The organism is Streptomyces sp. NBC_01288, assembly GCF_035982055.1.
GTDB lineage: Bacteria > Actinomycetota > Actinomycetes > Streptomycetales > Streptomycetaceae > Streptomyces.
Genome location: NZ_CP108427.1, coordinates 3666860 through 3687715 on the forward strand (window position 1 = coordinate 3666860; position 20856 = coordinate 3687715).

20 protein-coding genes are annotated in these 20856 nt (G+C 70.6%); 5 read left to right on the forward strand and 15 right to left on the reverse strand.

What is annotated here, in order from left to right; all coding sequences use genetic code 11:
• Window positions 1-125: 125 nt before the first annotated feature.
• Together OG194_RS15830 and dapE are read right to left on the reverse strand one after the other, a co-directional pair.
• Window positions 126-884: a TIGR00730 family Rossman fold protein gene (locus OG194_RS15830; RefSeq protein ID WP_327401485.1), complete on the reverse strand. Its 759-nt coding sequence runs from the start codon at window positions 882-884 to the stop codon at window positions 126-128.
• 77 nt (window positions 885-961) lie between these two features.
• On the reverse strand, window positions 962-2041 hold the full coding sequence (gene dapE, locus OG194_RS15835) for a succinyl-diaminopimelate desuccinylase (RefSeq protein WP_327401486.1): 1080 nt from the start codon (window positions 2039-2041) through the stop codon (window positions 962-964).
• Between the two features lie 85 nt (window positions 2042-2126).
• Here dapE and OG194_RS15840 point away from each other — a divergent pair, with 85 nt between their 5' ends.
• Both OG194_RS15840 and OG194_RS15845 read left to right on the forward strand, forming a co-directional pair.
• Window positions 2127-3113 carry a heavy metal transporter gene (locus tag OG194_RS15840; protein WP_327401487.1) on the forward strand — a complete coding sequence of 329 codons (987 nt, stop codon included), beginning with the start codon at window positions 2127-2129 and terminating at the stop codon, window positions 3111-3113.
• 297 nt (window positions 3114-3410) lie between these two features.
• Window positions 3411-3863 (forward strand): ATP-binding protein, encoded by a 453-nt coding sequence (locus OG194_RS15845; protein ID WP_327401488.1) that lies wholly within the window; start codon window positions 3411-3413, stop codon window positions 3861-3863.
• Between the two features lie 144 nt (window positions 3864-4007).
• Here OG194_RS15845 and OG194_RS15850 read toward each other — a convergent pair whose 3' ends face one another.
• Together OG194_RS15850 and fdxA are read right to left on the reverse strand one after the other, a co-directional pair.
• Window positions 4008-5102, reverse strand: a complete 1095-nt coding sequence (locus OG194_RS15850) for a bifunctional succinyldiaminopimelate transaminase/glutamate-prephenate aminotransferase (RefSeq protein WP_327401489.1) — start codon at window positions 5100-5102, stop codon at window positions 4008-4010.
• A gap of 156 nt (window positions 5103-5258) precedes the next feature.
• Window positions 5259-5579 (reverse strand): ferredoxin, encoded by a 321-nt coding sequence (fdxA, locus tag OG194_RS15855; RefSeq protein WP_019058397.1) that lies wholly within the window; start codon window positions 5577-5579, stop codon window positions 5259-5261.
• 140 nt (window positions 5580-5719) lie between these two features.
• On the opposite strand from fdxA, the gene OG194_RS15860 reads away from it, so the two are divergent.
• The gene (locus OG194_RS15860) at window positions 5720-6721 is read left to right on the forward strand and encodes a GNAT family N-acetyltransferase (protein WP_327401490.1); all 1002 of its coding nucleotides are present in this window, start codon (window positions 5720-5722) and stop codon (window positions 6719-6721) included.
• A 23-nt stretch (window positions 6722-6744) separates the two neighbouring features.
• Entirely contained in the window at window positions 6745-7596 is an 852-nt protein-coding gene (locus tag OG194_RS15865) for a transglutaminase-like domain-containing protein (RefSeq protein ID WP_327407091.1), read from the forward strand.
• Between the two features lie 132 nt (window positions 7597-7728).
• Here the strand turns inward: OG194_RS15865 and OG194_RS15870 are convergent, their stop codons facing one another.
• The 8 genes from OG194_RS15870 to OG194_RS15905 all read right to left on the reverse strand — a co-directional run bounded on the left by OG194_RS15870 (window position 7729) and on the right by OG194_RS15905 (window position 15683).
• Entirely contained in the window at window positions 7729-8343 is a 615-nt protein-coding gene (locus OG194_RS15870) for a response regulator transcription factor (RefSeq protein ID WP_327401491.1), read from the reverse strand.
• Window positions 8340-9554, reverse strand: a complete 1215-nt coding sequence (locus tag OG194_RS15875) for a sensor histidine kinase (RefSeq protein ID WP_442811566.1) — start codon at window positions 9552-9554, stop codon at window positions 8340-8342. The genes OG194_RS15870 and OG194_RS15875 overlap by 4 nt, the downstream gene beginning before the upstream one ends.
• Window positions 9551-10291 carry an ABC transporter permease gene (locus OG194_RS15880; protein ID WP_327401492.1) on the reverse strand — a complete coding sequence of 247 codons (741 nt, stop codon included), beginning with the start codon at window positions 10289-10291 and terminating at the stop codon, window positions 9551-9553. The genes OG194_RS15875 and OG194_RS15880 overlap by 4 nt, the downstream gene beginning before the upstream one ends.
• Window positions 10288-11214 carry an ABC transporter ATP-binding protein gene (locus tag OG194_RS15885; protein ID WP_327401493.1) on the reverse strand — a complete coding sequence of 309 codons (927 nt, stop codon included), beginning with the start codon at window positions 11212-11214 and terminating at the stop codon, window positions 10288-10290. Before OG194_RS15885 ends, OG194_RS15880 begins: the two co-directional genes overlap by 4 nt.
• Window positions 11215-11362: 148 nt before the next feature.
• Window positions 11363-14002, reverse strand: coding sequence for a hypothetical protein (locus OG194_RS15890; protein WP_327401494.1), 2640 nt, complete (start codon window positions 14000-14002; stop codon window positions 11363-11365).
• Between the two features lie 150 nt (window positions 14003-14152).
• Complete coding sequence (locus OG194_RS15895; RefSeq protein ID WP_327401495.1) at window positions 14153-14569, reverse strand: DUF6113 family protein; 417 nt, start codon at window positions 14567-14569, stop codon at window positions 14153-14155.
• On the reverse strand, window positions 14569-15465 hold the full coding sequence (gene mshB, locus OG194_RS15900) for an N-acetyl-1-D-myo-inositol-2-amino-2-deoxy-alpha-D-glucopyranoside deacetylase (protein ID WP_327401496.1): 897 nt from the start codon (window positions 15463-15465) through the stop codon (window positions 14569-14571). The genes OG194_RS15895 and mshB overlap by 1 nt, the downstream gene beginning before the upstream one ends.
• Before the next feature lie 23 nt (window positions 15466-15488).
• Window positions 15489-15683 carry a hypothetical protein gene (locus OG194_RS15905; protein ID WP_327401497.1) on the reverse strand — a complete coding sequence of 65 codons (195 nt, stop codon included), beginning with the start codon at window positions 15681-15683 and terminating at the stop codon, window positions 15489-15491.
• Window positions 15684-15900: 217 nt separating this feature from the next.
• On the opposite strand from OG194_RS15905, the gene OG194_RS15910 reads away from it, so the two are divergent.
• Window positions 15901-18018, forward strand: coding sequence for a S9 family peptidase (locus OG194_RS15910; RefSeq protein ID WP_327401498.1), 2118 nt, complete (start codon window positions 15901-15903; stop codon window positions 18016-18018).
• 150 nt (window positions 18019-18168) lie between these two features.
• On the opposite strand, the gene OG194_RS15915 is transcribed toward OG194_RS15910, so the two are convergent.
• The 3 genes from OG194_RS15915 to OG194_RS15925 form a co-directional block, all read right to left on the reverse strand.
• Window positions 18169-19272, reverse strand: coding sequence for an ABC transporter ATP-binding protein (locus OG194_RS15915; RefSeq protein WP_327401499.1), 1104 nt, complete (start codon window positions 19270-19272; stop codon window positions 18169-18171).
• Window positions 19265-20239, reverse strand: coding sequence for an ABC transporter ATP-binding protein (locus tag OG194_RS15920; RefSeq protein WP_327401500.1), 975 nt, complete (start codon window positions 20237-20239; stop codon window positions 19265-19267). The genes OG194_RS15915 and OG194_RS15920 overlap by 8 nt, the downstream gene beginning before the upstream one ends.
• A gap of 379 nt (window positions 20240-20618) precedes the next feature.
• Complete coding sequence (locus OG194_RS15925; protein ID WP_327401501.1) at window positions 20619-20855, reverse strand: hypothetical protein; 237 nt, start codon at window positions 20853-20855, stop codon at window positions 20619-20621.
• Between the last annotated feature and the right edge of the window lies 1 nt (window position 20856).

The following is a 20856-nucleotide window of genomic DNA, read 5'->3' on the forward strand; positions in this document are numbered from 1 at the left end:
CCCATCCCTGGGGGCTGCCGCCCCCAGACCCCCGCTTCGGTCTGGACGGCCTCGTCCTCAAACGCCGGACGGGCTGGATGGTGCCGACCTGCGCTCAAAAGTCCACAGACCGACAGTGGCCGGAGCTACCGGCCCGCTTCCTTCGATACCAGCGCGACCGCCTCGTCCACGTCGTCCGTCACGTGGAACAGGAGGAGGTCCTTCTCCGATGCCTTGCCCTGGGCGATGAGCGTGTTCTTCAGCCAGTCGACGAGGCCGCCCCAGTACTCGCTTCCGAAGAGGACGATCGGGAAGCGGGTGACCTTCTGGGTCTGGACCAGGGTGAGGGCCTCGAAGAGTTCGTCGAGGGTGCCGAGGCCGCCGGGAAGAACCACGAAGCCCTGGGCGTACTTGACGAACATCATCTTGCGGACGAAGAAGTAACGGAAGTTCAGCCCGATGTCGACGTAGGCGTTGAGCCCTTGCTCGAAGGGCAGCTCGATGCCGAGGCCGACGGAGATGCCCTTGGCCTCCAGGGCGCCCTTGTTGGCCGCCTCCATGGCCCCGGGGCCGCCGCCGGTGATCACGGCCCACCCGGCCTCCACGAGGGCGTGTCCGAGCCGTACGCCCGCCTCGTACTCCGGTGAGTCCGGCTTGGTGCGGGCCGAGCCGAACACGCTGATCGCGGGCGGCAGTTCGGCCAGGGTGCCGAAGCCCTCGATGAACTCCGACTGGATCCGCAGGACGCGCCACGGGTCGGTGTGGACCCAGTCCGAGGGGCCGCCCGCGTCCAGGAGGCGCTGGTCGGTCGTGCTCGCGGTCACCTGATCGCGCCGCCGGAGGACCGGTCCCAGGCGCTGCTCCTCCGGTGGCCGCTGCTTGCCCTCGGGGTTGCCTGTAGCCATGTGCGCTCCCTCCACTTGCAGGTGTTTCGTACTTCAGCGTAGGTCTACGCGGGTTACGGAGGGGGGACATACGGATGTCAGGCGGTGAGCCAGTCCCGCAGCCGCCGCTCCGCCTCGGGGATCAGGGCCGCCTCGACCCGCTCGTCGACCTTGTGGGCGAGGAGTTGGGCACCCGGGCCGTAGTTCACCGCGGGGACGCCCAGCGCGCTGAAGCGGGCCACGTCGGTCCAGCCGAACTTGGGGCGGGCCTCGCCGCCGACGGCCGCCATGAAGGCCGCGGCGGCCGGGTGGGTCAGGCCGGGGCGGGCCCCTCCGGTGTGGTCGTCGACGACGAACTCGTCGACCCCGCAGTCCGCGAAGTAGTCGCGTACGAAGGCCTCCGCCTCCTCCTCGCTGCGGTCGGGCGCATAGCGGAAGTTGACAACCAGGGTGCACGCGTCGGGGATGACGTTGGTGGCCACTCCCCCTTCGACACGTACCGCGTTGAGACCCTCGTGGAACTGAAGGCCGTCCACGACCGGCGTGCGGGGCTCGTACGCGGCGAGCTTGGCCAGCGCCCTGGAGGCCGCGTGGATCGCGTTGGAGCCCATCCACGCGCGCGCGGAGTGCGCTCGTTCACCCTTGAACTTCAGGAACACCCGGAGCGTGCCCTGGCAGCCGCCCTCGACCTGACCGTCCGTCGGCTCCAGGAGGACCGCGAAGTCACCCTCCAGCCAGTCCGGACGGGCCTCCGAGACGTGCTTGAGGCCGTTGAGGTGGGCGGCGACCTCCTCGTTGTCGTAGAAGACGAACGTCAGGTCGCGATTCGGGGCCAACACCGTTGCCGCGATGCGGAGTTGGACCGCCACCCCGGACTTCATGTCGCAGGTGCCGCAGCCCCACAGGACGCCGTTCTCGTCGAGGCGCGAGGGAACGTTGTCGGCGATCGGGACTGTGTCGATGTGGCCGGCCAGGACGACACGTTCCGTACGGCCGAGGTTCGTGCGGGCGACGACGTTGTTGCCGTACCGGTCGACCGTCAGGTGCGGCAGGGTGCGCAGCGCGGTCTCGATCGCGTCCGCGAGGGGCTTCTCGCTGCCGCTCTCCGAGGGGAAGTCGACGAGCTGCGCGGTGAGCCGTGCGGCGTCCAGCGTGAGGTCAAGTGCGGTGTCGGCCATGGCGTCGACCCTAACCCGAAGGGCCTCTCCACCGTTTGTCCACACCCGGCGCAGCGGTAACAGGAGCCTCCGCTACCTTGTGGGGATGCTCCAGTCCCCCACCCCCAAGAAGCGTCGACGCGGCCGCCTCTTCCGGTTCTCCTCGGCGCTCGTGGTGCTGCTCGCGGTCGCGGGTTATCTCGTCGTGCAGTACGTCACCGGCGGCCGGGGCGGGCCCGGTTGCAAGGTGGTCTCCGGCAAGGACGACGGCCAGGCGTACGAGTTCTCGCAGGAGCAGACGATGAACGCGGCGACGATCGCCGCCGTCGGCACCGGGCGCGGGATGCCCGAGCGGGCCGTGACGATCGCGCTCGCGACCGCCCTCCAGGAGTCGCAGCTCGTCAACATCCAGCACGGCGACCTGGATTCGCTCGGCCTGTTCCAGCAGCGGCCCTCGCAGGGCTGGGGCACCAAGAAGGAGATCCTGGACCCGACGTACGCGGCGGGCGTCTTCTACGAGCACCTCTCCAAGGTGGACGACTACCAGCAGCTCCCCCTCACCGTCGCCGCCCAGCGCGTGCAGCGCAGCGGCTACCCGGAGGCGTACGCCAAGCACGAGCCCGAGGCGACGCTGCTGTCCGCCGCCCTCACCGGGCAGGCCGCCGCCACGCTCACCTGTCAGGGCCTCCCGGACACCACGCAGACGGCCGTCGGCCCGGACGCCGTACGGGCCGCGCTGGTACGGGACTTCGGGCGCACGGTGCTGAAGGAGACGGGTGCGGAGGTGACCGGGAGCGGCTCGGGGTCGAAGGGCACGTCCAAGGCGAAGGCCAAGTCCACGCCCTCCCCCAGCGCGAGTGCGACCGGCGGGAGCAGCACGGTGACCCTGCCGGTGCGGTCCGGCAGTACGAAGACCGGTTGGCAGCTCGCGCACTGGGCGGTGGCCAACTCCTCGGAGCTGCACATCGAGCGCGTGTCGTACGCCGGCCGGGAGTGGGCCGCCGGGAGTGCGGACGACCCGTGGCACTCGACCGCCGCGAAGGCCTCCGGCGGGGTGCGGATAGTGACCTCGCAGCAGGGTGTGGAGAAGTAGCCGCGAGGCAGTAGGCGGGCAGTCGTACGGGTCGTCACCCGTAGGGGTTACGGGTGGTCGTTCCGGGTCCGGGTGCGTTCCGGTCGTCGGGCCGTCACCCTCACTTGCGCCGGAACCCTTGAGAACAAAGGGCTGTACGTATTTGACTGACTTTCAGACCAGGCGCTCTTTGTCCGTTTTTATCCGTAGCTGATTATGCGACGCATTGCGAACTCTTTACGTTGCCGCTCCGCAACCTTCGCGCGCTTCGAGCGGTAGTCACTGCGTCCGAGCCCGGAGATCAACACAAGGAGCATCATGTCCCTCCCCCTGACCCGCCGGATCGCCCGTGTCGCGCTGCTCGTCGCAGCGGGAGCGGCAGCCGGGGTCGGTGCGGCCGGCTCCGCCAGTGCGGCCCCCTCCCTGCCGGCCACCCCGAACCTGGGCGCGCTGACCGCCCTGGACGGGGCGAGCGTCGGCAACACGGTCGACGGCGCGAGCCAGAACGTCACGGGGGTCGCCGGCAAGTCCGGTGGCCAGACGCTGGAGAAGGCGGTGCCGGCCGCAGGCAAGACCGGCGGGAAGGTTGCCAAGACGGTGGCTCCGGCCGCGCAGCATGTTGCCGGGGACACGGCGGGTCAGGCCGGGGGTCTGCTCGGTGAGACGGCCAAGACTGCGACTGCGGGTGGCGGGTTGCCGACGGACGCGGTGACCAAGGGTGGGCTGCCCACCGCGCAGGAGCTGCCGTTGAAGGGGCTGCCGCTCGGCTAAGCGCCCTGCGTCGAAGGGGTCCAGGGAGTTTCCCTGGACCCCTTTTTTCGGTTGTTCGTCGACTGCCGGCCGGTGGGGGCTTGTCGCGCCCCGCGGCGGAGCCGCTGATGTCACAGCCCCGCGCCCCTAAAGACAAAAGACCCTTCAGCTCAGCCTGTTTACAGCTGCCCTTACTCGTTCATCCGTAGCTGTCAGAGCCACTCGTACGAAGTTCTCGCCCGCTTCTCCGTAGAAGTCGCCCGGCGCCACCAGGATGCCCAGGTCGGCCAGGTGGGCGACCGTGGCCCAGCAGGACTCGCCCCTGGTCGCCCAGAGGTAGAGGCTCGCCTCGCTGTGTTCGATGCGGAAGCCGTGCGAGACGAGCGCTTCGCGCAGGAGCGTGCGCCGGGTCAGGTAGCGCTCGCGCTGTTCCTGGACGTGGGTGTCATCCCCCAGGGCCGCCACCACCGCTGCCTGAGTGGGCGCCGAGGTCATCATGCCGCCGTGCTTGCGGATCTCCAGGAGCGGGGCGAGGACCGCGGGGTCGCCGGCGAGGAAGGCGGCGCGGTAACCGGCGAGGTTCGAGCGCTTGGAGAGGGAGTGGACCGCGACGATGCCGTCGTAGGAACCGCCGTTGACGTCCGGGTGGAGGACCGAGACCGGGTCGGCCTCCCAGCCGAGTTCGAGGTAGCACTCGTCGGAGAAGATCAGGATGCCGTGCTCGCGGGCCCAGGCGACGATCCGGGTCAGCTCGTCCTTCGGGAGGACCCTGCCGGTCGGGTTCGACGGGGAGTTGAGCCAGAGGAGCTTCAGGCCCTCGGGGTTCAGCTGTGTCGGGTCGTCGTAGGTCTCGTACTCGGCTCGGGCCAGGCGGGCGCCCACCTCGTACGTCGGGTACGCCAGGCGCGGGTAGGCCACGCGGTCGCCGGGGCCCAGGCCCAGGTGGGTCGGGAGCCAGGCGACGAGTTCCTTGGAGCCGACGATGGGCAGGACGTGGCGGTGGGTCACGTCGCGGGCGCCCAGGCGGCGCTCCACCCAGCCGGTGATCGCGTCGCGCAGTGCCGGTGTGCCCCAGACCGTCGGATAGCCGGGCGAGTCGGCCGCGGCGATCAGCGCTTTCTGGATCAGGTCGGGAACCGGGTCGACCGGGGTGCCGACGGACAGGTCGACGATGCCGTCCGGGTGCGCCGCGGCCGTCTTCTTGTACGGCTCCAGCTTGTCCCAGGGGAAGGTGGGCAGGCGGTCGGTGACTGCGGACACGATGACTGACTCACTTTCTGGTGCGTGCGCCCCGTACGCGCGCCCCGTACAGCCGTCGTCAGACCGTCGTACGGCAAACGCCTCGGCCCCGTAGGGCGCTGATCGGGCGTGATCAGGCCGTACGGGACCGAGGCGGCGCGTCTGTGCGGGCCGCTCTTACTGGTTCTGCGGCGGCAGCGCGGCGACGAAGGGGTGGTCGCGCTCGATCAGGCCCAGCTTGCTGGCGCCGCCGGGGGAGCCGAGCTCGTCGAAGAACTCGACGTTGGCCTTGTAGTAGTCCTTCCACTCCTCAGGAGTGTCGTCCTCGTAGAAGATCGCCTCGACCGGGCACACCGGCTCACAGGCTCCGCAGTCGACGCATTCGTCCGGGTGGATGTACAAGGACCGTGAGCCCTCGTAAATGCAGTCGACCGGGCACTCCTCGATGCACGCCTTGTCCTTGACGTCTACACAAGGCTGCGCGATGACGTAGGTCACGCTGTCGTTCCTCCTCGATAGGGCGCTGGCGGGCCTCCGTAGGCTCCGCCGCCCGGCGCGCGGGAGCGCGGCGTCGTCCATGCCCGCACCTAGTATCTCCGTTCCGGGGCGTGATCCATACAGGAGGGGTGAACTGACCTGTGGAAATCTCTGCGGCCGGACGTCTTGAGGTCCGCATAACCGCTGCTGACGTGGGCAAACGGGTGTCCGTCAGGCGCTTGACAGGTGCTGAAGACACGACGGAGAAGTTCACCGACACGGTGGGTGTTCTCACATCATGGGACAGCGGTGTGCTGACGATCACACGGAAGGGTGGCGAGTCCGTCCGTATTTCGGAATCCTCGCTGGTGGCGGGCAAGGTCGTCCCACCCGCTCCGGCCCGCCGTCGGGGACCGTCCGCCGGCTACCCGGAGTTGGCTCACGTCTCCTCGCGCGCGTGGCGGCCGGTGGAGAGCGAGCGGCTCGGCGCGTGGGAGCTGCGCGCCGCCGCCGGATTCACCCGCCGCGCCAACTCCGTGCTGCCCCTCGGCGAACCCGGCCTGCCCCTCGACGAGGCCCTGACCGTCGTACGACGGTGGTACGGCGACCGGGGTCTGCCCGCGTACGTCCAGACCGCGACCGGCGCCGAGGGCACGCAGGAGCTGCTCTGCGCCGAGCTGGAAGAGCGCGGCTGGACCCGTGAGGTGACGGCTGAACTGTGGGTCGGGGGCCTGGCCCCTGTCGCCGACCGCGCCGACGCCTCCGGAGTCGTGCTGTCCCGGTCGGCCGACGAGGCATGGCTGGCCCGCTATCAGCGCAAGGGGGTGAGCGAGGTGGCCCTGAAGGTGCTGGGGAGCGGACCCTCGGTGTGGTTCGCGACCGTGCCCGGCGAGGGTACGGATGCCGCTCCCGCCGCGATCGGGCGGTGTGTCGTCGACGGGCGGTGGGCCGGGTTCGCCGCGGTCGAGGTCGATCCGGCGCTACGGCGGCGGGGGCTCGGGTCGGTCGTCATGGCCGCGTTGGCCTCGCGGGCGTTGGAGGAGGGGGCTTCGGCCGCGTGGTTGCAGGTCGAGGCGGAGAACGTGGGGGCACGGGCGCTGTACTCCGGGATGGGGTTCTCCGCGCATCACGCCTACCACCACTACCGCGAAGGTTCGTCGTGAGCGGGTTCGGGTTCGAGTTCGCCATGCCCGCACCCCGGCCTCCGGCGGCTGAACGGGCCGCTGCGGTACGGCAGTTGTTCGCCGAGGAGGCTCGGGCCGAGCGGCCCGATCTTGCGGCGTTGTGTCTGCTGGTGGGGGCCGCGGCGGACGGGGGGTTGGACGACGCCGGGATCGACTCGGTCCAGGTGGAGCTGGATCGGCTGGCCGGGCAGGTGCCGTATCGCCCCGGCGGGCCGGCCGCCTGGGCGGGCGCGTTGCGTCAACTCCTGGGCGAGCGTTTCGAGTTCCGGGGCTCGCCCGGTGACTATCAGCGGTTGGAGTCCTCGCTGCTGCACGCGGTGCTTCGGCGGCGGCGGGGGTTGCCGATCCTGTTGTCCGTGGTGTGGATGGAGGTTGCTCGGCGGGCGGGGGCGCCGGTGTACGGGGTCGCCTTGCCGGGGCATTTCGTGGTGGGGTTCGGGGCGGCCGAGGAGCAGGTGTTGGTTGATCCCTTTGATGGGGGGCGGGTGTTGTCCGGGGGTGATGCGGAGGTGTTGGTTGCGGGGGCGACGGGGGGTTCGCTGGAACCTTCCATGCTGACGCCCGCCGATCCCCTCGATGTGGTCGTGCGGGTGCTCAACAACATCCGGGCGTGGGCTGCGGCTCGGCCTGAGCGGTCGGATGTCGCCCTGTGGGCCGTGGAGTTGGCGTTGGTGTCGCCGTCTCATGCGGCTCGGTTGCGGTATGAGCGGGCTCAACTGCTCGTGCAGCGCGGGGATTTCTTGACCGGCGCGGCTGAGTTGGAGGCTTACGCCGGGGTGGTGGCGGCCGTGGATGAATCTGCTGCGGATCGGGTGCGGGGGCAGGCGCAATCTGCTCGGGCCATGTTGAACTGACGTTCGCCTATGCGCCGTTGAGCTTCGGTCGTCTTGCGAGTGCAGGCGCGCCGTGGCTGGTCGCGCCCACGCGGCGGAGCCGCACATCGACACAGTCCCGCGCCCCTTGGCGGAACTGCGCTGGCCTGCGTTTTACAGCCAGCCCTTCTCTCTCGCGATCCGTACCGCTTCCGCCCTGTTCCTCACCGCCAGTTTCTGGATCGCTGTCGACAGGTAGTTGCGGACCGTGCCCTGGGACAGATGAAGGGCCTTGGCCAGTTCCGCGTTCGTCGAACCGTCCGCCGCCGCCCGCAGCACCTCGCGCTCGCGGTCGGTCAGCGGGTTGGCCCCCTCCGCCAGGGCCGCTGCCGCCAACGTGGGGTCGATGACCCGCTCCCCCGCGAGGACCTTCCGTACCGCTTCGGCGAGTTGGGCCGCGGGGGCGTCCTTCACCAGGAAGGCGTCCGCTCCCGCTTCCATCGCGCTGCGGAGGTAGCCGGGGCGGCCGAAGGTCGTGAGGACGACCAGCTTCACCTCGGGGAGCGCCTTGTGGAGTTGGGCCGCCGCCTCGATGCCCGTGCAGCCCGGCATCTCGATGTCGAGGAGGGCCACGTCCACGGTGTGCTGTCGTGCCGTCGCCAACACCTCGTCGCCGCGGGCCACTTGGGCGACGACCTCGATGTCGTCCTCCAGGCCGAGCAGTGCGGCCAGTGCCTCGCGGACCATCGACTGGTCCTCGGCGAGGAGGACCTTGATCGTACGGCTCATGCGGGCGATCCTACGTCCGTCGAGGTGGCCGGGGCGTCGGCGGGCACCCGCGCCACCAGCCGGAAGCCGTGTTTGAGGCGGGTCGCCTCCAGGGAACCGCCGGCCTTCTCCAGGCGCTCGGTGAGGCCGGTCAGACCGTTGCCGGGGCCCTTGCCGGAGCCGCCCGAGCCGTTGTCCTCGACGGAGAGTTCGAGCATCGGGCCGTCCAGGGTCTGGCGCCGGACCAGTTCCACCACGCAGCGCTGGGCGCCGCTGTGCCGTACGACGTTCGTGATCGCCTCGCGCAGGGCCCAGGCCAGGGCCGACTCGCTCTCCTTGGACACGGCGGTCAGGTCCGGTTCCGCGGGGAGGTCCGCGATGACGCCCGCCGCAGTCAACGCGACCTGCGCGCCCGCGAGTTCGCCGGCCAGGCGGGGGCGGCGGTAGCCGGTGACGGCCTCGCGGACGTCCACCAGGGCCTGGCGGCTGACCTGTTCGATGTCGGCGACCTGCTGGGCCGCCTTGTCGGGGTGGTCGGGGAGCATCCGGCCGGCCAGTTCGCTCTTCAGGGTGATCAAAGACAAGGAGTGGCCCAGCAGGTCGTGCAGGTCGCGGGCGAGCCTCAACCGCTCCTCGTTCGCGGCCAGTTGGGCGACCGTGGCGCGGGCCTTGCGCAACTCGACCGTCGTGCGCACGAGTTGCCGTACACCTGTCATCGAATAGCCCACCAGCAGCACGATCAGGAACAGGCCCCAGGCGTCGTCCAGGTCGTCGACGAACCAGCCCGCCAGCATCATCGCGGCGGTGGTCAGCGGGATCGTCCAGTACGCGGCGGTCAGGGGGAGGGTGACCCCGCAGGTGACGGAGACGTACACGAAGAGGCCGAGCCAGGAGTCGCCGAGGCTGAGGGCCAGCGTGACGGCCAGTACCCACAGCACGGCGACCATGGCGCCGACGAGCCAGCCGGAGTAGGGGCGGCCCATGGTGCGGAAGACGACCGCCAGGTAGATCCCGGTGAAGGCCACCAGGCCCGCCCAGCCGGCCGTCGTGGCCGCGGTGGTGTGGTGGTCGGCCAGCAGGTCCTGCACGGGTGCGCCGAGGAAGACCAGCCAGGGCAGGATCCACACCAGTTTGCGCAGCACCTCGCCCCGGTCGCGGGGCGGCTGTCCGATCCGGATCAGCCGCTCCACCCTGGCCTTCTCCGGCAGCGGGTCCTCGGTCATCGCGCTCACGCCTTCAGCGTGTCCTTCCGGTACAGCCACGCCGCCCCGCCCGCGAACAGGGCGAAGTAGACGACGAGGAGGGTGACGTCCTTGGCATGAGGCGACTGACTCTGCTCGATCGCCTGACCGAGGGCAGCGTACGCGTGGGTGGGCAGCCACTTCGCGATGTCCTGCAACCAGGTCGGGAACGTCGTCGCGGGCATCCACAGGCCGCCCAGCATCGACAGTCCGAAGTACGTGATCATCGTGATCGGCCGGACCGCGTCCCCGCTCGCCATGTACCCGATGGCCACCCCGAGCGCCGCGAAGACCAGGCTCCCGGCCCAGATCGCGCCGGTCAGCGCGAGCCACTGCCAGGCGTCCAGCCGTACGTCCTTCACGGTCGCGGCGACGATGAAGACGACGATGATGGAGGGCAGGCTGACCACCGCGGCGCTGGCCGTCTTCGCGATGACATAGCCGCGGCCCGGCAGCGTGGTGAGCCTCAACTGCCGTACCCAGCCGCTCTCCCGCTCCTTCGCGATGCGCTCGCTGTTGCCCATCAGGACGGCGGTCAGGGCGCCGAAGGAGGCCATCGAGACCATCATGTAGGTGGCGACCGTCAGGCCCGTGCCGTCGATCTTGTCCGTGCCGCCGGCGCTGCCCGCGATCAGCAGGAACAGGGCCGACGGGTAGATCACCGAGAAGAACAGGAACTTGCGGTTGCGCAGGGCGCGGGTGAGTTCCAGTTTGATCAGGCTGTTCATGACTGCTTGGCCTCCTCGGCGGCGGTGATGGCGACGAAGGCCTGCTCCAGGCCGAGCCCGGCGACTTCGAGGTTGCGGGGGTAGACGCCGAGGCCGTAGAGCGCGTGGACGGTCGCGTCGGCGTCGGTGGACTGGATGCGGATCGTGGAGCCGGAGATGTCGATGCTGGTGAGGAACGGCAGGGACCGCAGCGGGGTCTCGTCGATCTCGCCCTCCAGGTCGAAGGCGACCTTGCGCGCTCCGGCCTTCGCCTTGATCTCGGCGGCGGTGCCGTCCGCGAGCAGCCGGCCGCGGTGCAGGACCAGCACGCGGTCCGCGATGGCGTCGGCCTCTTCGAGGTAGTGGGTGGCGAAGAGGACCGTACGGCCCTGGTCGGCCTGTTCGCGCATGGTGGCCCAGAAGGCCTGACGGGCGGTGACGTCCATGCCGGTGGTCGGCTCGTCGAGGACGATCAGGTCGCTGTCGCCCGCGGTCGCGAGGGCGAAGCGGACCCGCTGGGCCTGGCCGCCGGAGAGCTTGTTGACCTTGCGGTCGGCGATCTGCGCGATTCCCGCACGGGCGATGACGTCCGCGACCTTGTACGGCTTGGGGTGCAAGTCGCAGGCCAGCCGGACCAGTTCACCGACGGTGACCTCGTCCATCAGCCCGCCGCTCTGCAGCATCGCGCCCACCCGCCCGGCGACGATGGCCTCCCGCGGGCTGGTCCCGAAGACGCTGACCGTGCCGCGGTCGGCCTGCTTGAGCCCGAGCAGCAGATCCAGGGTGGTCGACTTCCCGGCCCCGTTCGGCCCCAGCAGGGCCACCGTCTCCCCCGGGTGCAGCACGAGCGACAGCCCGTCGACGGCCCGGACCTCGCCGTAGCTCTTGCTCACCTGATCGAACCCGACCACCGCCGTGGTCGCGGTCCCCGCTGTTGTCGTCATGCCACCCATCGTGGCCGCCGGGGGCCGGTGCCCGGCAGTGTCGGCGGTCCGGTGTGCCGCATGACAGATGTCATAGGGCGGGGCGGATGTCCTACGACGAAGGGGCACTCGGCGCGGTGCCGGGTGCCCCTCGTTCGGTCGTCGTGCGCTAGCTGGGGTTCGTGACGATGGTCCCGACCCGGTCGGTCTTGCTGATCAGGGCCTGCCGCAGGGCGCCGTAGACGTCCTGCGGGGTGACGGCCGTCTTCTGGCCGGTGGCCCGGGTGATCGTCACGCCGTCGAAGGTGCTGCCGTAGAGCGTCTTGAGGGCGGCCAGGTCGGGGCTGTCGGTGAGCTTGCCGTTGACGGCCTTCACCCTGAGGAACTTCCACAGGGATTTGTTCGGGCTCAGCGGCAGGGTGACGCCGGTGTCCGTCTTGACCGTGACGAGGGCGGACATCGCGGGCTTCGCGAAGGCCTTCATCTCGCGGTCGACCTCGGCGTTCGAGACCGTCGGCTGCTTGGTGGTCGTCGGGACCGTCACCGCGGTGGCCGTCCCGGTCTCCACCTCGGTCCGGTACGCCTCCTCGACGGCGTCGGTGGACGCGGCCGCGTCGATCGCCTTGCCCGCCTTGCCGTAGACGGCGACCGCCTTGCCGGAGGTGAACTGGATCGTGCCCTCGGTGACCGCGCCGGAGCCGGAGCCGCCGCCGAGGTCGGAGAGGGCCGCGTGCAGCTTCTCCTCGTCGACCGGCATGACCGGGGCGACGACCCGGTGCTGGCCGAAGAGCGAGCCGATCACGGAGACCGGGTTGTAGTCGCTGGTGGCGGCCGAGCTGACGGTGGCCGTGGTGTCGAACTGGAGCCCCGCCTGGTCCGGCTTGAGCGAGACCGTCTTGCCGCCGACCGACAGCTTCAGCGGCTTGTTCACGCGGTCGCCGAACGCGTCGTCGAGCTTCTTGACGGCGTCGTCACGGGTGCCGCCGCCGATGTCGAGGCCGAGCACGGTGGTGCCCTTGGGCACGTCGGTGTGGTTCATCAACAGGCCCGCGCAGTAGGCGCCGCCGCCGATGACGATCACACCGACGCAGAGCAGGACCAGTTTGCTGCGGCCCTTCTTCTTTTTCTTCGCGCTCTTGCCGGTGTTCTTGGCCGCGGCGGGCGCGCTCTGCGCCGCACCGGGCTCGGGCTGCTTCGGGGGCGTGTGCGGGAGCGGTCCGTCCGGGTGGGTGCCCGGGCCGAACGGCGAGTTCCCCGCACCCGGGATGACCGGCATACCGCTGGTGACGGTGTGTCCGGAGACCTGGTCGGCGGGGGCACCGTAGCCGGGGCCACCGGGTTCGGGGGCCGGCTTCTGCGGGGTGAGGATCGCGGTGTCGTCGCTGAGACCGCCGCCGGGGATCATGCCAGGGAGGCTCGCGCCGCCGGGGCCCATGCCCTGGCCACCGGGTCCCATGCCGGGACCGCCAGGGACAGTGCCCGGTCCGCCAGGACCCGCGCCGGGACCGCCGGGGCCTGCGCCAGGACCGGCAGGGCCCCTGCCGCGACCGCCGCCGTGCCGGCCGGAGGACGCACCCGGGGCGCCGGGACCACCAGGACCACCCGGTCCGGCGAATCCACCGGGACCGCCAGGCCCACCGGCGCCGTTCGTGCCGCCCGGTCCAGGTCCGTCGGCGTAACCGCTCAGCGCGCTGGGCGCGCCCGGTGCTCCGCCGCCCATGGAGCCGGGCGGGAGCATCAGGCCGTTGCCGGTGACCGGACCACCGGTCGGGCCCGCGGGGCCCTCGGGACCACCCGGACCGCCGCGCCCGTTCGGGCCGTTGAAACCGTTGGGGCCGCCCGGACCACCGGGACCGCCCGGGCCTCCGGGGCCCATGCCCTGGCCGTTCGGCCCGGGGAACTGTTCGGCTCGCCCGCCGGGGCCGTTGCCCCCGGGGAAGCCGCCCAGCTCGCCCTGGCCGTTGGGCTCGGGGTAACCACCCTGGCCGCCCTGGGCGTTGGGCCCGGGGTAACCGCCCTGCTGTCCGTTGTCCGAGAAGTACGGCAGGTCGTCGCGGCGGGGTTCGCCGGGGCCGCCGTTGGGGCCGCCGCCGTTCGGGCGCGGCCCGTTGCCGGCCGCCAGTGCTTCCGTCACGTCGAAGGAACCCGTGCCGCCACCGTGCCCGGGGGCGACGGGTCCGGCGCCGGTGGCGCCGCCGATTCCGGCGCCGTTCGTACCGCCGCCGTTCGCGCCGGCCTGACGGGCGGCGCTCGTCACGTTCATGCCGCCGACCACACCGCCGGGACGACCGGCACCCGGCCGGCCCGCACCGGGGGCACCGGGCGCTCCGGCAGCGGGCGCACTCGGGGTGCCAGCGGCCGAACCACCGGGAATCCCGGCGCCGTTGGTGCCGCCACCGCCCTGACCGCCCTTCGCGGGGCCGGACTTGCGGGGTGCGAACCAGTCGCTCGTCTTCTCCTCGGCGCCGGGCAGCGCGAGTTCGGTGGACGGCTCGGCGACGCCGCCCGTGGGCAGCGCGGAACTCGGCAGCTGTACCTCGGCGGTGGTGGATCCGTCGCCGGACCCGGTGTCCGCGACGGGCGTGCGCACGACGACAGGCGGAATGGGCCGCGAACCGGGGATGTTGATCCGGATCCGGGTCGTCAGCGTCGTCTCGGTCTTGCGTTCCTCCGGCTGCGCGGCCGAACGCCCCGTATCCGTACGGTCGTCGGAAGCCGCCGGCGTCCCGTACGGCGGGGTCCCCGAGGGGTAAGCGGCTCCGCCGCGCCCGTCGGGCCCGGAGGACGGAGTGTCAGTTTCACGACTCAAGGCAGGTTCTCCCGGTTGGCTCCGCCGCCCGACACCCACGGGCGACTCGGCGGCGCGCACCACCATACTGGCCACTTCTTGGCGGTATCCCACGGCCGCTGGGGAAACCCACACCGGACTCGCACGCGCGCGTCACCGCGAAGTGGTACGTCACTTGCCAAGTCGGACGTCAGGGCTGGTTGGTTGCCGCCCCAAACCCAACGTGGCACAGATCACAGCTACGGCCATCCCGCCGAGCAGGAACAGATAGGAACCGACTCCCGCGCCGAAGAGGAAGTCTCCTTCCGGGCGGCTGGCGGTGAGCAGGATGACGGCGACCATCCAGCCGGCGGCGGGCGCCACGGCACCGCCCCGGCCCTGGGTCGCTCTCGCCCCGCCGACGAACGCCCCGGCCGCTCCCGCGAGCGCGAGCAGCAGGCCGCCCGGGAACCACGCGGCCTGCACCAGCGCCCCCGCCGCCCCGACGACAGCGCCGAGCACGAAGAGTCCGAGGTAGGCCGACACCCGCAACGCGGACGGCCGTTGCAGCGGCTGCGCGAGCAGACTCCCGCCGTTGGTGGCGCTCATCACAGGCCCAGCCCTTCGAAGAGGTCGGTCTCGGGCGCCCCACCGGGTACCCCGTGCACCAACTCGTAGTACTCGGTGGTGAATACAGGCTGCGCGAGATGGTTGGAGAGCACGAAATACGGCTGTTCCGGGGCCACTTCGATCTGCGTGGCGTGCGCGCGCAGCGCGGCGGTCTTGGCGGCGGCGTACGCGGTGCCGTCGACCGCGGCGGTGATCCGCCCGTCGTCCACGACTCCCGGCACGTCGTCCACGGCGGCCGATGCGGCGAAGGGCAGCTCCGGCAGCGCGTCACCCAGCCGCGCGAAGCCTTCCTCCACGACGGTCCGGGGGACGCGGTTCCAGTAGACCTTGGCGATCGACTGCCCTGCGTCCGCGGCGAGTTCGGCCGCGCGCATGGCCACGCGGTGGGCCTGGATGTGGTCCGGGTGGCCGTAGCCGCCGTCGGGGTCGTAGGTGACGAGAACCTGCGGACGCACCTCACTAATGATCTCGACGAGATGTCCGGCGGCCTCGTCGACGTCGGCCCGCCAGAAGCAGGAGGGATCGTCGTTGTCCGAGGTGCCCATCATCCCGGAGTCCCGGTATCTGCCGGGGCCGCCCAGGAAGCCGTGGTCCGTGACCCCGAGCGCCTTCATGGCGGCGGTGAGCTCGCGCTCCCGCTCCTCGGCCAGTCCGGCGCCCGACAGATGCCGCAGCGCGGGCGGGATGACCTCGCCGCGCTCTCCGAGGGTGCACGTGATCAGCGTCACGTGGGCACCCTCGGCCGCGTACTTGGCCATCGTCGCGCCGTTGTTGATCGACTCGTCGTCCGGGTGCGCGTGCACCAGCAGCAGACGACGAGCGCAGCGAGATGGGGGTCCCCCCGCCCGCAGGGTGGGGGAGGGCAGTTCCGTCATGGACCCACCCTAAAGGCGAGCCGTCAGAACTTGATGCTGCCGATCATGCTCGCGATGTTCGTCGTGAGATCGCTGATCGTGGGCGCGATGGTCGAGGAGGCCAGATAGAACCCGAGGAGGACACAGACGACCGCGTGTCCGCCCTTCAGCCCTGATTTCCTGACCAGAAGGAAGACGACGATCGCCAGCAGCACCACCGCCGAAATCGAGAGTGCCACGGCGGCTCACCTCCAATGATCCCAGGGACTAGGGGGGGGTCGGACTATGGGGGCAATGGATCCATGGGGTGGATCCGCAGCGCACATCGGTAGAGCAAATCCATACAGGAGCCAGCGGGTTCATACCCACGCAGCGCTAGTGATCATAACTATCCGCGCTCGCGCATCGCTCGGCGCACAGCCGCACAAGGGGGCGCATGGCCAATATGGTCGGGGCATGACGACCGAGGCTGACTCCTTCCCCCGACGGCACGCCCGTACCCAGCGGTTCACGCTCGGCGCGCCGCGCGCGTTCACCGTGTCACCTGACGGTTCGCGGGTCGTGTTCCTGCGCTCCCCGTCCGGCACGGACCGGGCGAACGCGCTGTGGGTCCTCGATCCGGCGGCCGGCACCGAGCGCGTCGCGGCCGACCCGCGCGCCCTCCTCGGCGGCGCCTCGGAGCACCTCTCGCCCGCCGAGCGGGCCCGCCGCGAGCGCACCCGCGAGGGCGGTGCGGGGATCGTCGGCTACGCCACCGACAGCGAGGCCGAGTTGGCGTCTTTCGCCTTGTCAGGGCGGCTTTTCACGGCCGGGCTGCGGGACGGCACCGCGCGCGAACTCCCGGTACCGGGACCGGTGATCGACCCCCGCCCGGCCCCCGACGGACGGCACATCGCCTACGTCACCGGCGGCGCCCTGCGCGTCGTGGGAGCCGACGGCGACGGTGACCGGGCGCTCGCCGAGCCGGAGTCGGAGCAAGTCACCTACGGACTCGCCGAGTTCATCGCGGCCGAGGAGATGAGTCGTACGCGCGGCTTCTGGTGGTCGCCGGACTCGGACCGGCTGCTGGTCGCGCGCGCGGACGACACGCCCGTGCAGCGCTGGTGGATCGCCGACCCGGCCCACCCGGAGCGCGAGCCGCAGCGGGTCGCGTACCCGGCGGCGGGCACGGCCAACGCGGACGTACGGCTGTACGTGATCGGGCTCGACGGGACGCGCACGGAGGTCGTCTGGGACCGGGCGCGGTACCCGTATCTGGCGCGAGTGCACTGGTCAGCGGCGGGTGCGCCGCTGCTGCTCGTGCAGGCCCGGGACCAGCGCAGCCAGCTGTTCCTCGCCGTGGAGCCCGACTCGGGGGCGACCCGGATGGTGCATGCCGACGAAGATCCAATTTGGCTTGATCTTTTCCCTGGCGTGCCGTGCTGGAGCCCTTCGGGACGGCTCGTGCGGATCGCCGACGAGGGCGGAGCGCGAGTGCTCGCGGTGGGTGAACGCCTGCTCACAGGGCCGCAGTTGCACGTTCGCGCGGTGCTGGACGTCTCCGACGACAACGTGCTGATCTCCGCGTCGGCGGGCGAGGACGCGCCGACCCCGGAGACCGGCGAGGTGCACGTCTATCGCGTCAACGAACTCGGCCTGGAGCGCCTCTCACTGGAACCCGGCGTGCACTCGGCGGTACGCGCCGGGGGCGTGACCGTGCTGATCTCGGCGGTACCGGACCGGCCGGGCACCCAGGTCCGGGTGCTGCGCGGGAACAAGAAGACGGTGCCGATCGCATCGCACGCCGAAGATCCCGGTCTGTCCCCGCGCATCACGTTCACCGAGGGGGGCGCACGGCGCGTCCCGTGCGCCCTGCTTATGCCACGGGACTACAACGGGACCAGTCCCCTTCCGGTTCTGATGGACCCCTACGGCGGTCCGCACGGCCCGCGCGTGGTCGCAGCGCACAACGCGCACCTCACGTCACAGTGGTTCGCCGACCAGGGTTTCGCGGTGCTCGTCGCCGACGGCCGCGGCACCCCGGGCCGTTCACCGGCCTGGGAGAAGGCGGTCCACCGCGACTTCACCCTCTCCCTCGACGACCAGATCGACGCCCTCCAGGACCTCGCGAAGAGCCATCCCCTGGACCTCTCCCGAGTGGCCATTCGCGGCTGGTCGTACGGGGGTTGGCTCGCGGGACTCGCTGTACTCCGCCGCCCGGACGTCTTCCACGCGGGCATCGCGGGCGCCCCGGTCACCGACTGGCGGCTCTACGACACGCACTACACGGAGCGGTACCTCGGCGACCCGGCGAAGGACCCGGAGTCGTACGCGAAGACAAGTCTGGTGACGGACGACGGACTGTCCTCCCCCGCCGACCCGCACCGCCCACTGATGGTCGTGCACGGCCTCGCCGACGACAACGTGGTGGTCGCGCACACCCTGCGGCTGTCCTCCGCGCTGCTGGCCGCCGGCCACCCGCACGAGGTACTGCCACTGTCGGGCGTCACGCACATGACGCCGCAGGAGCAGGTCGCGGAGAATCTCCTGCTGCTCCAAGTGGACTTCCTGAAGCGGGCGTTGGGGCTGGCCTAGGTACGGCAACGGACCGGGGCGACATGGCGCGCCCCGGTCCGTTTACGGCACCCGCACGGCCGTACGTCACTCAGGTTGACGTGTCCGTATATCGAGATCGGGTCGGCGGAGTTGCCTGTGTGTTAACGCGGTTGGTGCCTGTTTGTCCGGTTATTCCGCCCCCTGATCAAGATCGTCCGCCGGTTCCGCGGGGGTCGCGTCCTGCGGTACGACCGTCTTCTCCTCGGCGAAGTGACAGGCCGAGTCGTGTGCGGCGGGCCCGCTCGCGAGCCGGAACTCCGCGGGTACGGCGAGCAGCGGCACCTCCAGTGAGCAGCGCTCCTGTGCCTTCCAGCAGCGGGTGCGGAAGCGGCACCCGGAGGGGATGTTCGTCGGCGACGGCACGTCACCCGCGAGGATGATCCGCTCCCGGTGGTCCCGCGCGTCCGGGTCGGGCACGGGTACGGCGGAGAGCAGCGCCTGGGTGTACGGGTGCGTCGGGTGGTCGTAGATCTCCTCGTCCTTGCCGATCTCCACGATCCGGCCGAGGTACATGACCCCGACCCGGTCCGAGATGTGCCGGACGATCGACAGGTCGTGCGCGATGAAGATGTACGACAGGTCGAACTCGTCCTGGAGCCGGTCGAGGAGGTTGATGACCTGGGCCTGTACGGAGACGTCGAGCGCGGAGACGGGTTCGTCGGCGACGATCACCTCGGGGCGCAGCGCCAACCCCCTTGCGATGCCGATGCGTTGGCGCTGGCCGCCGGAGAACTGGTGCGGATACCGGTTGATGTACTCGGGGTTGAGCCCGACCACGTCCAGCAGATCCTGAACCCGCTTGCGCCGGTCGCCCTTCGGTGCCACCTCGGGGTGGATCTCGTACGGCTCCCCGATGATGTCGCCCACCGTCATACGGGGGTTGAGGGAGGTGTACGGGTCCTGGAACACCATCTGGATGTTGCGCCGGGCGGCCTTCAGGGCGCGGCCGGACATCTTGCTGATGTCCTCGCCCTTGAACTTGATCGACCCTTCGGTCGGCCGCTCAAGGTTGACCAGCATCTTGGCGACGGTCGACTTGCCGCAGCCGGACTCCCCGACGATGCCGAGGGTCTCTCCCCTGTTGAGCGTGAAGTCCACACCGTCGACGGCCTTGACGGCACCGACCTGCTTCTTGAAGAGGATGCCCTGGGTCAGGGGGTAGTGCTTGACGAGTCCGGTCACTTCAAGGATCGGCTCAACTGTTGATCCTGTTACGGCTGTCGACTCAACCATTGAGGCACTCCCTCCAGAAGTGGCAGGCGCTGCCCCGGTGTTGATCCACCTCGTACAGCTCGGGTTCGTCGGTCCGGCACACGTCCTGGGCCATCGGACAACGGGGGTTGAAGGCGCAGCCGGGCGGGATGTGCATGAGGTTCGGCGGCAGGCCCTTGATGGCGTAGAGCTCCTGGCCCTTCTGGTCCAGGCGCGGGATGGAGTCCAACAGGCCGCGCGTGTACGGGTGGGCCGGGGACTTGTAGATGTCGTGAACGGGGGCCGACTCGACGATCCGGCCCGCGTACATCACGGCGATCTTGTCGGCGACGTCGGCGACGACTCCGAGGTCGTGGGTGATGAGGATGAGCCCCATGTGCAGTTCGCGCTGCAACTCGGCGAGCAGGTCCATGACTTGGGCCTGGACGGTGACGTCGAGGGCGGTGGTGGGTTCGTCGGCGATGATGAGCGCGGGCTCCAGAGCTAGCGCCATGGCGATCATGATGCGCTGGCGCATACCGCCGGAGAACTGGTGCGGGTAGTCGCGCACGCGCTGAGCCGCACCCGGGATCCGCACCCGGTCCATCAGCTCAACGGCCTTGGTCCGCGCGTCCTTTCGGGACATTCCCCGGTGCACGATGAACATCTCGCCGAGCTGATCGCCCACGGAGAGCACGGGGTTGAGCGAGGAGAGCGCGTCCTGGAAGATCATCGCCATCTCGGCACCGCGGACCTTGCGCCGCTCTTCTTCCTTGAACTTCAGCAGATCCTTTCCGCGGAAGAGAATCTCCCCGCCGGTGATCTTCCCCGGCGGCGCATCGAGGATCCCCATCACGGCCTGCGCGGTCACGGACTTCCCGGACCCCGACTCCCCCAGCACGGCCAGGGTCTCCCCCTCGTCCACGCTGTAGTTGACCCCGTTGACGGCCTTGGCGACCCCGTCCCTGGTCCTGAACTCCACATGCAGATCCCGCACTTCGAGCAGCATGACGCCGGTCACCTCACCTTCGGATCGAGGGCGCCGCGGGTCGCGTCGCCGAGCGTGCTGGACACGGGCGTAGGGGTCACGGGCGCTCCCGCGAGACACCGGGCGGACGGGACGGACGGCGCGCCCGCGTCGACGGCTCGTACCCGCCTCCCGGCAAGGGCCCAGCACCCTGGCCCACACGGCTTCGACACCATCACGCCGTCACCTTCGACTCCGGATCGAGGGCGCCGTACACCGGATCGCCGAGCAGGAAGAACGCGGACACGACGGCCCGTCGACGCAGCCGAGGCGTACCAGGCAGACGGCGCACCCGCTTCCACCGCCCGCACCCCGGCAGGGGCCCGGGGCCCCCGAACCGGACCGCTCAGCTCCAGCACCGTCACGCCCTCACCCCGGCTCCGCGCCGCCGAGCAGGAAGGGTGTCCCGGTCGCCGGTCGCTCGCCCGTCGGCCAGGTCGCCGGGGCTGCGCAGCGGCCTCTCCGCGACCCCGAGCCCGCCGCGTACGAGGGACGGCGGTGCCGTGACCGCCCGCCCGCCGCGCGGCCGGTGTCGGACGCGCAGGGCGGCCGTCCCACCCCGCAACTCCCGTCGCGCACACCGCACTTGAAGCGCCACC